The organism is Bradyrhizobium sp. Cp5.3, assembly GCF_000426265.1.
In the GTDB taxonomy this organism is placed as follows: domain Bacteria; phylum Pseudomonadota; class Alphaproteobacteria; order Rhizobiales; family Xanthobacteraceae; genus Bradyrhizobium; species Bradyrhizobium neotropicale.
In genome coordinates this window covers 19,865-32,280 of record NZ_AUFA01000023.1, presented here as the reverse complement: position 1 = coordinate 32,280, position 12,416 = coordinate 19,865, and the positions used below count along the sequence as shown (strand labels likewise).

14 protein-coding genes and 1 riboswitch are annotated in these 12,416 nt (G+C 64.3%); of the genes, 7 read left to right on the top strand and 7 right to left on the bottom strand.

Translation table 11 applies throughout. The features are described 5' to 3' along the window. Positions 1 to 51: 51 nt before the first annotated feature. Both K289_RS0126500 and K289_RS0126495 read right to left on the bottom strand, forming a co-directional pair. Positions 52 to 684, bottom strand: coding sequence for a hypothetical protein (locus tag K289_RS0126500; RefSeq protein WP_027554305.1), 633 nt, complete (start codon positions 682 to 684; stop codon positions 52 to 54). A 173-nt stretch (positions 685 to 857) separates the two neighbouring features. Next, on the bottom strand, positions 858 to 1,709 hold the full coding sequence (locus K289_RS0126495) for a DUF1194 domain-containing protein (RefSeq protein ID WP_027554304.1): 852 nt from the start codon (positions 1,707 to 1,709) through the stop codon (positions 858 to 860). A 267-nt stretch (positions 1,710 to 1,976) separates the two neighbouring features. After that, positions 1,977 to 2,054, top strand: a riboswitch (Fluoride riboswitch). 158 nt (positions 2,055 to 2,212) lie between these two features. Between K289_RS0126495 and K289_RS0126490 the strand changes: the two genes are divergently transcribed. From K289_RS0126490 to clpS, 5 genes are read left to right on the top strand one after another with little or no spacing between them, the layout of a single operon-like run. Further along, positions 2,213 to 3,361 (top strand): MFS transporter, encoded by a 1,149-nt coding sequence (locus tag K289_RS0126490; protein ID WP_371260856.1) that lies wholly within the window; start codon positions 2,213 to 2,215, stop codon positions 3,359 to 3,361. A gap of 31 nt (positions 3,362 to 3,392) precedes the next feature. Continuing rightward, positions 3,393 to 3,782, top strand: coding sequence for a fluoride efflux transporter CrcB (crcB, locus tag K289_RS0126485; protein WP_027554302.1), 390 nt, complete (start codon positions 3,393 to 3,395; stop codon positions 3,780 to 3,782). Between the two features lie 6 nt (positions 3,783 to 3,788). Continuing rightward, on the top strand, positions 3,789 to 4,217 hold the full coding sequence (gene crcB, locus K289_RS0126480; protein ID WP_027554301.1) for a fluoride efflux transporter CrcB: 429 nt from the start codon (positions 3,789 to 3,791) through the stop codon (positions 4,215 to 4,217). A 2-nt stretch (positions 4,218 to 4,219) separates the two neighbouring features. Next, positions 4,220 to 4,561: a DUF190 domain-containing protein gene (locus tag K289_RS0126475; RefSeq protein ID WP_027554300.1), complete on the top strand. Its 342-nt coding sequence runs from the start codon at positions 4,220 to 4,222 to the stop codon at positions 4,559 to 4,561. Between the two features lie 46 nt (positions 4,562 to 4,607). Then, positions 4,608 to 4,913 carry an ATP-dependent Clp protease adapter ClpS gene (gene clpS / locus K289_RS0126470; protein WP_027554299.1) on the top strand — a complete coding sequence of 102 codons (306 nt, stop codon included), beginning with the start codon at positions 4,608 to 4,610 and terminating at the stop codon, positions 4,911 to 4,913. 89 nt (positions 4,914 to 5,002) lie between these two features. On the opposite strand, the gene K289_RS0126465 is transcribed toward clpS, so the two are convergent. From K289_RS0126465 to fabI, 5 genes are all read right to left on the bottom strand, one after another. After that, a complete protein-coding gene (locus K289_RS0126465; RefSeq protein ID WP_027554298.1) occupies positions 5,003 to 6,184 on the bottom strand; it encodes a radical SAM protein in 1,182 nt (393 codons plus the stop codon). Between the two features lie 567 nt (positions 6,185 to 6,751). Next, positions 6,752 to 7,942: an adenylate/guanylate cyclase domain-containing protein gene (locus tag K289_RS0126455; RefSeq protein ID WP_027554296.1), complete on the bottom strand. Its 1,191-nt coding sequence runs from the start codon at positions 7,940 to 7,942 to the stop codon at positions 6,752 to 6,754. Between the two features lie 77 nt (positions 7,943 to 8,019). Further along, complete coding sequence (aroC, locus tag K289_RS0126450) at positions 8,020 to 9,108, bottom strand: chorismate synthase (RefSeq protein WP_027554295.1); 1,089 nt, start codon at positions 9,106 to 9,108, stop codon at positions 8,020 to 8,022. Between the two features lie 118 nt (positions 9,109 to 9,226). Then, positions 9,227 to 9,826 carry a histidine phosphatase family protein gene (locus tag K289_RS0126445; protein ID WP_027554294.1) on the bottom strand — a complete coding sequence of 200 codons (600 nt, stop codon included), beginning with the start codon at positions 9,824 to 9,826 and terminating at the stop codon, positions 9,227 to 9,229. A gap of 12 nt (positions 9,827 to 9,838) precedes the next feature. After that, positions 9,839 to 10,654, bottom strand: coding sequence for an enoyl-ACP reductase FabI (fabI, locus tag K289_RS0126440; RefSeq protein WP_027554293.1), 816 nt, complete (start codon positions 10,652 to 10,654; stop codon positions 9,839 to 9,841). A gap of 171 nt (positions 10,655 to 10,825) precedes the next feature. On the opposite strand from fabI, the gene K289_RS0126435 reads away from it, so the two are divergent. Together K289_RS0126435 and K289_RS0126430 are read left to right on the top strand one after the other, a co-directional pair. Continuing rightward, positions 10,826 to 11,314 carry a sigma-70 family RNA polymerase sigma factor gene (locus K289_RS0126435; RefSeq protein ID WP_027554292.1) on the top strand — a complete coding sequence of 163 codons (489 nt, stop codon included), beginning with the start codon at positions 10,826 to 10,828 and terminating at the stop codon, positions 11,312 to 11,314. A 106-nt stretch (positions 11,315 to 11,420) separates the two neighbouring features. Beyond that, positions 11,421 to 12,191, top strand: a complete 771-nt coding sequence (locus K289_RS0126430; RefSeq protein ID WP_027554291.1) for an anti-sigma factor — start codon at positions 11,421 to 11,423, stop codon at positions 12,189 to 12,191. Positions 12,192 to 12,416: the final 225 nt, after the last annotated feature.

Sequence of the window (12,416 nt, the reverse complement as noted above, 5' to 3'; positions counted from 1 at the left end):
ACCGGCAATTGAGTGCGTAGACCAATCCTGCGCGGATCGCGCCGTGAGCGGCTATGCCGTTTTGTCCACCGAGGATGATGAACCGGCCGGCGGATACTTCGTCACGCCCACCGTGTAGAACTTGCTGCCGACCTGGTAGATGATCTTGCCGTTCTTGCCATCATCCGTCGCGATCTGCGCCTGGCCGAACATGATGACATTCTTGTAGACCATGCCGGTGCCCTGGCGGGTGATGCCGTCAGTCGTGACGCTGACCAACGCTTCCTTGCCGTTGATGGAGAGCACGCGAAAACTTGCGCTCTTGCCGTTGTCGGCCGAATAACCGCCCCAGCTTCCGATGAGACGGTTGTCGTCCGCTGGTGGCGCCTGCTTTTTCAGGTAGGCGCTCGCCTTGCCGCCACCCGCGGAGAACACGAGCGCCGCACCCTTGCCGTCCTTGGTTCCGATCGAGACCGAGCCGAAGCTGATGGTCGCGCCGTCGACCTGGCCGAAGCCGCGTTCGGTGCGTCCGTTATGGGTGTATTCGACCTGCGCCCGGGCGCCGCGAATGTTCACGACCTTGAAGCTGACGGCCTGGTTGTTTCCCGCCCAATTGCCTTTCCATTCACCAAGCAGATTGCTCTGGTGATACATCCGCTCCATCGCGGGCGAGATCTGGCTGGTGCTTTGCGTGACGATGGCCATTGGATTGCGCGACGGACAAGTTCGACAAAACCGATGCCGCTCGGGATACTGGCAATGTCCAGACACAAATGGAAACAATTGGACACGATTGGATTAGGCGCCGCCGTAACTAACGAGCGGTTAAATTCAACCGTAGGGCGAGGTGAGACAAATAGTCTCATTCGAGATGCGCGTCAGCGTCCCCAGCGGTCCTGCCAGATCTTCTCGCCGATCAGGCAGTTCACGCGCGGCTCCTTGTCTGCGACGCGCCTCACCGGACGCTCGGGCGTACGGCCGGCGACCTCCATCAGCAGCTTGGTGCGGATCGCCTCCTTGAATTTCTCGCGGTCCTTGATCGCGATCACGAAGGAGCCGGGGCCGCCGACGACGCAGTCCTCGTAGTAGTAGTCGAGATTGTCGATATCCATGGTCGAGTAGGACGGCTCCTTGACCATGATCGGCAGGCCGTTGATGACGATGCCCTTCTCGAGCGCCGCATCGCGCGCGACCGTGACCGGGCCGCCATTATTGTTGGGCCCGTCGCCGGAGATGTCGATCACGCGGCGAAGCCCGTGATAGGGATCCTCGTCGAACAGCGGCATCGCGAAACCGATTGCGCCGGAGATCGAGGTGCGCGAGGCGCGCCGGATCGGCGTCTTCAAGATTTCGGCGGCGACCGCATCGGCCGTTTCGGGTCCGTCGATCACCCGCCAGGGAATGATGATCTTCTGGTCGGTGGAAGCGGCCCACTCGAAATAGGTCACCGCGATCCGTCCGTTGGGTCCCAATTTGAGCGCCTGCAAGAACTCCTTCGACTGGATCGCCTGCGCGTAGCCTTCGCGCTGGATCGCGAGCTCGTCCATGTCCATGGAGTAGGAGACGTCGACCGCGAGGATCAGCTCGACATCGACCGACTGGGCATCCTTGTCGGCGGCAGCTTGCCGCTGCGGCTGATATCCGGATCCCGGAGCCGCGACGCTCGCGACATCCCCACCGGCGAGCACGCCGGCAACCAGCACAGCCCCGATCGAGAATAGCAAGCGCATCGCGCCCTCCCGTCGTATGAAGCGATGGTGACATGCAATCGCGCTGCCGCAAAGCGCGAAGATCGGCTCGGCTTCACATTCGAGTTAGCCTTTGCGAATGAGGGATTTGCGCCGTTGCGCAAAGCTGCCGCAGCTCTGCCATCGTCGCGCCGCCGCGCTTGCGCAATCGCTCACGCGCAGTCATTCCGGGACGGCTCGAAGAGCCGAACCCGGAATGACGGACGAGGCCGCCACTATTGTCCGCCGCGGTTTCCATGCTAGGCTTGCACGACAGATGGGGATGGAGTCCCCCGATAACCGCCCGCCGGACGACGACCGTGATGGGCTGATGACTCCTGCTCGAGGTGGGGCAATGCGGAGCCCTGCCTTTGGCGGGAGCATGGACAAACCCGCCGATGGCGGGTTTTTTGTTGCCTGACGACGAAAGGCAAGACGTGACGACGACGCCAAATCCAGCACTCGGCCGGGTCCCGAAGGGGGTCTGGGTCCTCGGCTTCGTTTCGATGCTGATGGATATCTCCTCCGAGATGATCCACGCGCTTCTGCCGGTTTATCTCGTCACCGTGCTCGGTGCCTCGACGCTCACCGTCGGTTTCATCGAGGGCATCGCCGAGGCGACCGCCTCGATCACGAAGATCTTCTCGGGCGCGCTGTCGGACTGGCTCGGGCGACGCAAGCTGCTCGCGGCCCTCGGCTATGGGCTCGCCGCCTTCACCAAGCCGCTGTTCCCGCTGGCGCCGAGCGCCGGATGGCTGGTCGCGGCGCGCTTCATCGACCGCGTCGGCAAAGGGATTCGCGGCGCGCCGCGCGATGCCCTGATCGCCGATCTCGCGCCGCCGGGTCTGCGCGGCGCGAGCTTCGGCCTGCGCCAGTCGCTCGACACCATCGGCGCCTTCGTCGGGCCGCTGGCGGCGATCGGGCTGATGTGGTCGACCGCCGACAATTTCACCGCGGTGTTCTGGGTGGCCATTGTGCCGGGCTTCCTGTCCTTCGGATTGATCGCGCTCGCGGTGAACGAGCCGACGCCGGACGCAAGCCGCGAGCCGGCAAAAAATCCGCTCAACCTCGCTGCGATGCGGCAGCTTGGCGCGGTGTATTGGCGCGTGGTGGCGGTCGGCGTCGTCTTCACGCTCGCGCGCTTCAGCGAGGCCTTCCTGATCCTGCGGGCGCAGAGCATCGGGCTCAACGCGATGTGGGTGCCGGCCGTGCTGGTGCTGATGAACATCACTTACGCGCTCTCCGCCTATCCCGCCGGCGTGCTGTCCGACCGGATCAACCGGACTGGTCTGCTCGCGTTTGGCCTCGTGCTCCTCGCCGCCGCCGATCTCGCGCTCGCCTTGCTGCCGAGCCTCGCCGGCCTTTCGCTCGGCGTCGCACTGTGGGGCCTGCACATGGGGCTGACGCAGGGACTGTTCTCGGCCCTCGTCGCCGACGCCGCGCCGCCAAGCCTGCGCGGCACCGCGTTCGGCTATTTCAACCTGTTTACCGGGCTGGCGATGCTGGCGGCCAGCATCATCGCCGGCGCGCTGTGGGACGCTTACGGCCCGGCCGGCACGTTCCTTGCCGGGCTCGGCTTCGCGCTGGTCTCGCTGGCGGGCCTGCTTGCAATCGGCAGCGGCATCACGGCGCCTGCCGCGACATCAGAGGGGTAATGATGAACACCAGGACAGATGAGGGGCTGACGTGCTGAGCGGATTGGTTGCAATCGTGATCGGCAGCGTGCTCGGAGGATGCGCGCGCTATTTCGTCTCCGGCGCGATCGCCCGGCGGATGGGCGAGACATTTCCCTGGGGCACCATGACCATCAACGTCAGCGGCGCGTTTCTGATCGGCATTTTCGGCGCCCTGGCGACACATCCGGGCTCGGTCTTCGCCTCGCCCAACCCATGGCTGTTCGCCGTCACCGGCTTCCTCGGCTGCTACACCACGGTGTCCTCCTTCAGTCTGCAAACGTTGACGCTGGCGCGCAGCGGCGAGCAGCTCTCCGCGCTCGGCAATATCGTGTTCTCGGTCGGCCTGTGCCTTACGGCCGTCAGTTGCGGCTTCTTCCTTGCGGATCGGTTTGGGGGTTAGCTGCACATGAGCGTCCCCACCTCGGCCGACCGCTGGCGCAGCGCGAGGCTCTATACCTGGGTTGCCGCCGGCAGCATCATCGGCGGCCTGGCACGCTATCTCGTCGGTCTCGCGCTCGACACCGGACCGGGCTTCCCCTTCGCGACGCTGTTCATCAACGCCACGGGCTCGCTGATCATCGGCTTCTACGCCACGCTGACCGGGCCTGACGGTCGCCTGCTGGCGCGCCCCGAGCACCGGCAGTTCGTCATGACCGGGTTCTGCGGCGGCTACACCACTTTCTCGACCTTCAGCCTGGAAACCTTCCGCCTGTTCCACGGCGGCATGAAAGCCACCGCGCTGGCCTACATCGCGTCCTCCGTCATCTGCTGGCTGGTCTCGGTGTGGCTCGGCCATATGATGGCGAGCCGCTATAATCGGTTGAAAAGGAGCTGATCATGCAAATTCCCAGACAGGCAGTTTTGCTCCGGATCTTCATCGGCGAGAGCGACCATTACGACGGCAAGGCGCTCTATGAAGCGATCGTGACGACGGCGCGCGAGCGGCATCTTGCCGGCGCCACCGTGCTGCGCGGACCGATGGGTTTCGGCAAGTCGAGCCGGCTCCACACCTCGAAGATCCTGCGACTCTCGGAAGACCTGCCGCTCGTGATCGAGATCGTCGACAGCGAGGACAACATCAATGCATTCCTGCCCATCCTGGATGGCATGATGTCGAGCGGCCTGATCACCTTGGAGAAGGTGCAGGTCCTGCAATATGGTGAGAAAGCCGCAGGCTAAGTCGCCGCGGCAGGAACCCGAAAGGCCCGCCGTTTCAGGAGGCGGAATGAACGACACCGTCACCACGCCGAAAACCAGGACGAAGACGAAGGTCGAGCGGCCGCGGCTGCACAAGGTCATCCTGATCAATGATGACTACACGCCGCGCGAATTCGTCACCATGGTGCTCAAGGCCGAATTCCGCATGACCGAGGATCAGGCCTACAAGGTCATGATCACCGCGCACAAGCTCGGCATCTGCGTCGTCGCCGTGTTCACCAAGGACGTCGCCGAAACCAAGGCCACCCGCGCCACCGACGCCGGCCGCGCCAAGGGCTATCCGCTGCTGTTCACGACGGAGCCGGAGGAATAGTCGCGCGCGTTTTCCGACTTTGCATCCCCGCCAAAGATCATCGACAATGCCGTAAAACCGGCGCAGGCCTTGCGACGAAGCAGCCGCGACTAGGCGCCCGTCGGCGTGTCGCGCACGTTGACGCGCCCCCCGTCCGGCTTGCTGACATAGAGATGGCTCTCCAAGACGGATTGCATGTTCTCAAACATCGAATAAAGATCGTCGCAATAGACTGAGGGATTGTCGTAACCGTTTTTCTTGGAGAAACGATGCGGAAGATATCCTCCCCCGCAGGCGTTCATGAACTTGCATTGCTGACACTTCGCACAGAGATTGATTGAAGCATCGCGCGCGGCTTTCCAGCGAGGCTCATTCCTGACCTCATCGATCGCGTGATCGAAGATGTTGAATCTGGTGCTCGTGAAACCGTCGCCTGCAATCCGCAGCACATCGTGGGCCTCCACGGTGCCATCGGTCATCACCGTGCAAAGCTCAACGGGTTTGTGACCCACGCCCTCGGTCGGCGAATTGTTGCCAAGCAGGGCGGTGATCATGTCGGAGATGATGCGGATATCGGTCGTCGGCGTCGTACGATTTGCCTCCAGCCACAGGTCGAACAGGCCCTTGTAGAAGGCGGCAATGGATGGCGGCCTCTCATCCACCGTCGCGTCAGGGATCATGATGTCGTAGTTGGAGATTCCACACGCGGCGAAGAAATCGGCGTATTGCTGCGGCGCGTAAGCGGGATTGCAGACGGCCAGGGCAATGACGCCAATGTTGCGCGATACCAGCATGCGAGCGGCGCGTTCCACGGCGGAATGGGTGCCCGTCCCCTGAAACGTCCTGCGGTGGAGGTCGTGAATATGGGCCGGCCCGTCCAGGCTGATCGCAACCGAAATGTTGCGGGCCTCGAAGCAAGCGAGCCATTCGTCATCGATCAGCACGCCATTGGTCGTGACCGCGATGGGTATCTCGCAGCCCGTCCGCGATGAGATGGCATCGCAAGCCTCGGCAAAACGGTGGAAGTTCTCGACGCCCCACAGCAGCGGCTCGCCGCCGTGCAGAACGATGGGAAAATCGACGAGGGCGTATCTGATGACGTGCTCCTCGATGCGTTGCAGCAACCGATGCTGCACATCAGGGCTCATCAGCTTTGGCTTGCTATAAACGGAGGCGTCGCGGAACCAGTAACAATACGAACAGTCGATGTTGCATCTGGTCGCGACCTTGACCAGCAGCTGCGTGATCGGCTGATCCTGGAAGGCGACGCAATCTGGCCCCTCAGCCGACATGCCGATACCGCGACAAGTTGGAGGAAACGTACCTAGTACCCTCGAACAAATCCCCCTCGGCGGAACGCGCCTGCGCCCGGAGCGTATGCCGCCCTACGAAAGGCGCCTGCATTGGGTCCTTTCGCGAACCCGCCTCGCCTGAAAGCAGCCTGGGTCGCCACGGGTTCGTCGGAGACAACGCCTTGCTCCGCACCCTGTCCACGCAGATCGTTCAGCAACGCGTCGATACCCTGATGGTCGCTCTGAATGGTTGCCCCTGGCCCATGCAATTGGATGAGGCTCGCCAATACCTTCAGCGTCGTAATTGGCATGATTGTGCTCCTCTTTTCGCGACGCAATGCAGGGATCGAACGAAAGGCCGGGATGTCGAGCCGGCTGAGCAGTGACAAACACTATACCTTTTCCAATGTTGCGGCAATGTGTCGGGGCGAACCGGACTTAACCGATCCATACGGACGCACTTGTCGAACTCTCGGCGCCGGATCGAGATGCTTGCGGCCCTACTCTGAGCCTGACGTTTCGGTCTGCTTCGCCTCGGAGAGCGGACTTCGCTCCTGGAAACATGCCCTAAGCCATCACCACCGGCGCTTCTTCGGCGAGCCCGTACACGCGCTGCGCCTTCGAGAACCCGGCGATCGGAAACTCGCCGAGCTCGCGCCAGCCGTGGTGACAGACATTTGCAAAGCCTTCCGAGGCGACGACGGTGCGCCCCAACCGGCCGGCGATCTTCTCCAGCCGCGCCGCGAGATTGACCGCGGGGCCGATGCAGGTGAAGTCGAGCCGGTTGCCGCCGCCGATATTGCCGTAGAGGATGTTGCCGACATGCAGCGCGACGCCGAAGCGGAAGCGCTCGATGATCTCGCCGACGGGGAATGCGAGGGCATCGACGCTGGCGCGGGATTCGCGCGCGGCTTCCAGCACGCGCGCACAGACATGCGCGGCGTCGCCGACATACTCGTCGATTGGAAACACCGCGAGCAGGCCGTCGCCCATGAACTTCAGGACTTCGCCGCCATGGCCCCGGATCGCGGTCACCTGGCAGTCGAAATATTGGTTGAGGATCTCGACCACCGTCTCGGCCGGCAACCGGTCCGACAGCGCCGTGAAGCCGCGCAGATCCGACAGCCAGATCACCGCCTGCATGGTGTCGGTGTGGCCGCGGCGGATCTGGCCGCCGAGGATGCGCGCGCCGGCGCGGTTGCCGACATAGGTGTCGAGCAGCATCGCGGCGGTGCGGCGGAGGCTGACGATCTCGCTGACGCGCGCAAGCGGCGCCATGATGGCCCGGATCGTCGCGATGTGGTCATCGCTGAAACCGCCGGGATGCCGTGTCATCCAGCTCGTCGCGTGGATCGATCCATCGAGAAACGGCATCGGCACCGCGACGTAGTCGGTCACCCCTTCGGAGCGCATGTCGTTGATGATCGGAAAGCGCTTGCTGTCGGGATCGTCGGCGCGCCCCCTGACCTCCAGCCCGTGCTCGAACACGATCCGAAGCGGGCTCTGGGCGAACTCGGGTGAATCCAGGATATCGAAATCGACGGTGCCGACCTCGACCTCCCCGCCCTGCCGCCAGATGAAGTTGCGACCGAAGATTTCAGGATGCAGCGTGCGGATGAAGATGCCGAACCGCCACAGCGGCAGGCCGGCCCCGACCAGATGCTCGCAGACATCGGCGACCATCTCGGCCGGCCCGCCCGACGACCTCGCGCCGTCGATCAGCCAGTTGGTGATCCGCTGCAGCTCGGAGCTTTCCATGGCCGCATTTGCGGACGAAGTTGCAGGCCCGTCAAGCAGCTCGGAGGACTGGTGGCGCGACCTTAGAGCGCGATGAGCTAGCGCCCGACCTGACCGCGGTCGCGCAGGAAGTGGTCGGCCAGAACACAAGCCATCATGGCCTCGCCGACGGGGACGGCGCGGATGCCGACGCAGGGGTCGTGGCGGCCCTTGGTCATGATCTCGGTGTCGGCGCCCTTGCGATCGACCGTCAGACGCGGTTGCAGGATTGACGAGGTCGGCTTCACCGCGAAGCGCACCACGACCGGCTGGCCGGTGGAGATACCGCCCAGAACGCCGCCGGCATGGTTGGACAGAAAGCGCGTGCCGTCATTGCCGGTGCGCATCTCGTCGGCGTTCTCTTCGCCGGTGAGCTCGGCCGCGCCAAAGCCGGCGCCGATCTCGACGCCCTTCACGGCATTGATGGTCATCATCGCGCCCGCGAGGTCGGAATCGAGCTTGGCGTAGATCGGCGCGCCGAGGCCGGCCGGCACGCCCTCAGCGACGACCTCGATGACCGCGCCGATCGAAGAGCCGCTCTTGCGGATGCCGTCGAGATAGGTCTCGAAGAATGCGGCCTTGTCCTTATCGGGGCAAAAGAACGGATTCTTCGCAATCTCGTCCCAATCCCATTTCTCGCGATCGATCTTGTGCGGACCGATCTGCACCAGCGCGCCGCGCACGGTCATACCGGGCAGCACCTTGCGCGCGATTGCACCCGCGGCCACGCGCATCGCCGTCTCGCGCGCCGAGGAGCGCCCGCCGCCGCGATAGTCGCGCAGGCCGTATTTGGCCTCATAGGTGAAGTCGGCGTGACCGGGTCGGAACTTGTCCTTGATCTCGGAATAGTCCTTCGAGCGCTGATCGGTGTTCTCGATCAGAAGGCCGATCGGCGTGCCCGTCGTCACCTGCACGCCAGTCTCCGGATGCGCCATCACGCCGGAGAGGATCTTGACCTGGTCCGGCTCCTGGCGCTGGGTCGTGAAGCGTGACTGGCCGGGCCGGCGGCGATCGAGATCGCGCTGGATGTCGGCCTCGGTGAGCGGGATCAGCGGCGGACAGCCGTCGACCACGCAGCCGATCGCCACCCCGTGACTCTCGCCAAAGGTGGTGACGCGAAACATGTGGCCGAAGGTGTTGAAGGACATCCGTCTCTAGCTCGTAAGTCAGTTCTGACTTGTGGTAGCGCCCAGGGACACGGCGTTCAACCCTGTTCCCGTCATTCCAGGTTCGCCCTTCGGGCGCCCCGAGTGACGGCGTGCGGGGTTAACTATACTTCTCCAGCCGCCCATCGCGAAACACGTAGACGGCGCCCTGCTCGATATAGAGCTCCGCGGCGCTGGCCGGGGTCTCGATGCCGAGGGCGACCATCAGGGCCCGTGCGGTGCCGCCATGGGCAACCGCGACGGTGTCGACCAGCCGCGACTCGTACCAGTCGAGCATGCGCTGCTGCACGGCCGCGTAGGTCTCGCCTCCCGCGGGGGCCACCGTCCATTTGTCGGCAAGGCGGCGGGCATAGACCTCGGGATCGAAGGCCTCGCTCTCGGCCAGAGTCAGCCCTTCCCAGCTGCCATAGCCGATCTCACGCAGGCGATCATCCAGCGAATAATCCATGGCCGGCAGTTCGAGCTTGCCGCGCACGAGCTCCATGGTGGAGCGCGCGCGGCCGAGCGGGCTCGACACATAGGGCAGCGCCGCCTTGTCGCGGCCATCGCGCTTGAACAGATCAGCCAGGATGCCGGCGGCCTGCACGGCCTGGCCACGGCCGCGCGCATTCAGCGGAACGTCTTTGTTGCCCTGCAGCCGCCCGAGCGCATTCCACTCGGTCTCGCCATGGCGAAGATAGTAGATCGTAGGCACGGACATGCGGTCGGCAGGTTAGTCCTTCCCGCCCAGCGCGATGTCGGGCGCGTCGGGCCGCTTCATGCCAAGCACGTGATAGCCGGAATCGACGTGATGCACCTCGCCTGTGACGCCGCGCGACAGGTCGGAGAGGAAATACAGCGCACTGCCACCGACGTCCTCGGTCGACACGTTGCGCCGCATCGGCGCGTTGTACTCGTTCCACTTCAGGATATAGCGGAAATCGCCGATGCCGGAGGCGGCGAGCGTCTTGATCGGTCCCGCCGAGATCGCGTTGACGCGGATGTTCTTCTCGCCGAGATCGGCGGCGAGGTAGCGCACGCTGGCCTCCAGCGCCGCCTTCGCCACGCCCATCACATTGTAGTGCGGCATCCACTTCTCGGCGCCGTAGTAGCTGAGCGTGATGAGCGAGCCGCCGTCGGTCATCAGCTTCTCGGCGCGCTGCGCCACCGCAGTGAACGAATAGCAGGAGATCAGCATCGACTTGCTGAAATTCTCCTGGGTGGTGTCGACGTAACGGCCGTCGAGCTGCTCGCCATAAGCGATCGCGTGCACCAGGAAGTCGATCTTGCCCCACTTCTCCTTCAGCACCGCAAACGCGGCGTCGATGGTCGCCGCGTCGGTGACGTCGCAATGGCCGAGCACGAGGCCGCCGATCTCGGCAGCGAGTGGCTCGACGCGTTTCTTCAGCGCGTCGCCCTGATAGGTGAACGCGAGCTCGGCACCGGCAGCGTGGCATGCCTTGGCGATGCCCCAGGCGATCGAGCGGTTGTTGGCAACGCCGAGGATCACCCCGCGCTTGCCCTGCATCAGACCTGAATTCTGCGCCATTTCCTTATCGTTCCATCGAGCGGGGTTGACATCTGGAGGTACACCAGCCCTCTCTCGCGGTACAGTCCTAATCCGCGGCGTTAACGCTGTTTCGAAGCCCGGAATAGCCGTTCCGCTCGGGTGTTATGATCGTTGAGGCGCTCGCGCCGATCGGCAGGACTTCAAGACGGCATGAGTGCATTTCGCCAGAGTGTGGAAGCGATGATCCCGGCGTTGCGCCGTTACGCCCGCGCGCTCACGCGCGATGCGGATGCGGCCGACGATCTCGTGCAGGACACCTTGGTGCGGGCGCTGCGCTCGGAGCGGCTGTTCCTCGGAGGCGACGTCAGGAGCTGGCTCTACACCATCCTGACGAACCTCAACAAGAATCGCCGCCGCTCGCTGGCGCGGCGGCCGCAGTTCATGCAGCTGACGGAGAACAACCCGGATGCCAGCGGCACGGAAGCCGAAGGACGCGACATCGAGAAGGCGCTGACAACGCTCGTCGAGGAGCAGCGCTCGGTGCTGCTGCTGGTGATGCTGGAGGGCCTCAGCTACCGCGAGGTCGCCGACATCCAGGGCGTACCGATCGGCACCGTAATGTCCCGGCTGGCGCGGGCCCGCGCTCACGTTAAAGCATCGCTGGAAGGTGAGCGCCCGGCGCTCAGGCGGGTGAAATGATGGCGGGATTGATGCATCGCGTGTCTCGCATCCTCCGCATGCAGAGGCGCAAGGCGCAAGTAAGTCGCGAACGATATTTTGGGCCGCAGAGCCAGAGACGACCGATATGAACGACCGCAAGACTTCAGTGACCGAGGACGAACTGCACGCTTATGTCGATGGCGAGCTGCCGGCCGAGCGCCGCGCCGACGTCGAGGCCTGGCTTGCCGCCAACCCCGAGGATGCCGAGCGGGTGCAATCCTGGCGCGCGATGGCCGAGTTGCTGCACGCCCGCTACGACGCCGTCGCTCATGAGCCGGTGCCGGCGCGTCTGGAGCTCGAGCGGCTGGAGCGCCGCCCCAGGCGATGGTTCTTTGGCGCCGCCGCGGCCACCCTGGTTGCGTTCGTTGCCGGCGGCACGGCCGGCTGGATCGCCCATGGCGCCGCCAAATCGCCCTCGACCTTCCAGAGCTTCACGGAGGACGCGCTCGACGCTCACCGCCTCTATGTCGTCGAGGTCCGCCACCCCGTCGAGGTCCCCGGCAACGAGCGCGACCATCTCCAGGCCTGGCTGACCAAGCGTTGCGGCTGGACCGTGTTCGCGCCGAACCTGGAAGCGAGCGGGCTCAAGCTGGTCGGCGGCCGGCTGCTGCCGGGGCCGAACGGCCCAGCGTCATTCCTGATGTATGAGAGCCCCTCGGGCGAGCGGTTCACGATCTACACCGCCAAAACCGAGAGCGGCGCGACGCAAATGCGCTATGCCAAGGCGGACAGGGACGGGGCGGTGTTCTGGGCCGACGGTGGCGTCGGCTATGTCGTCACCGGCGGCGGCGACCGTGACCGGCTGACCAAAGTGGCGCAGGCGGTCTACGACCAAACCGAGAAAAACGGCACGTAATCAGCTGACGACCGCCGTGCCTCGATTCCGACATTGAAAATTTGGAATCAAGACATGCGTGCGTCTCATTATCGCACCGGATGATCACGCGAAAATGAGCAGCGTTCGATCCGCCGATCGACGCGGGCGGCCTCGATTGGGGTTTTTGGTACCGCGCTGGTCCCCCTCTCGAGGCCGCACCTTTTTGGCGGCTGCCCCGCCGGGCAGCCGACACGCCGAGGACGC

What these genes read in the sequence shown, in the direction of transcription:
- K289_RS0126455 (WP_027554296.1), bottom strand. Translation starts at nt 7,942, where the DNA reads ATGGAAAGCTCCGAGCTGCAGCGGATCACCAACTGGCTGATCGACGGC.
- K289_RS0126495 (WP_027554304.1), bottom strand. Translation starts at nt 1,709, where the DNA reads ATGCGCTTGCTATTCTCGATCGGGGCTGTGCTGGTTGCCGGCGTGCTC.
- fabI (WP_027554293.1), bottom strand. Translation starts at nt 10,654, where the DNA reads ATGGCGCAGAATTCAGGTCTGATGCAGGGCAAGCGCGGGGTGATCCTC.
- K289_RS0126435 (WP_027554292.1), top strand. Translation starts at nt 10,826, where the DNA reads ATGAGTGCATTTCGCCAGAGTGTGGAAGCGATGATCCCGGCGTTGCGC.
- aroC (WP_027554295.1), bottom strand. Translation starts at nt 9,108, where the DNA reads ATGTCCTTCAACACCTTCGGCCACATGTTTCGCGTCACCACCTTTGGC.
- clpS (WP_027554299.1), top strand. Translation starts at nt 4,608, where the DNA reads ATGAACGACACCGTCACCACGCCGAAAACCAGGACGAAGACGAAGGTC.
- K289_RS0126465 (WP_027554298.1), bottom strand. Translation starts at nt 6,184, where the DNA reads ATGTCGGCTGAGGGGCCAGATTGCGTCGCCTTCCAGGATCAGCCGATC.
- crcB (WP_027554301.1), top strand. Translation starts at nt 3,789, where the DNA reads ATGAGCGTCCCCACCTCGGCCGACCGCTGGCGCAGCGCGAGGCTCTAT.
- K289_RS0126445 (WP_027554294.1), bottom strand. Translation starts at nt 9,826, where the DNA reads ATGTCCGTGCCTACGATCTACTATCTTCGCCATGGCGAGACCGAGTGG.
- K289_RS0126430 (WP_027554291.1), top strand. Translation starts at nt 11,421, where the DNA reads ATGAACGACCGCAAGACTTCAGTGACCGAGGACGAACTGCACGCTTAT.
- K289_RS0126490 (WP_371260856.1), top strand. Translation starts at nt 2,213, where the DNA reads ATGCTGATGGATATCTCCTCCGAGATGATCCACGCGCTTCTGCCGGTT.
- K289_RS0126500 (WP_027554305.1), bottom strand. Translation starts at nt 684, where the DNA reads ATGGCCATCGTCACGCAAAGCACCAGCCAGATCTCGCCCGCGATGGAG.
- K289_RS0126475 (WP_027554300.1), top strand. Translation starts at nt 4,220, where the DNA reads ATGCAAATTCCCAGACAGGCAGTTTTGCTCCGGATCTTCATCGGCGAG.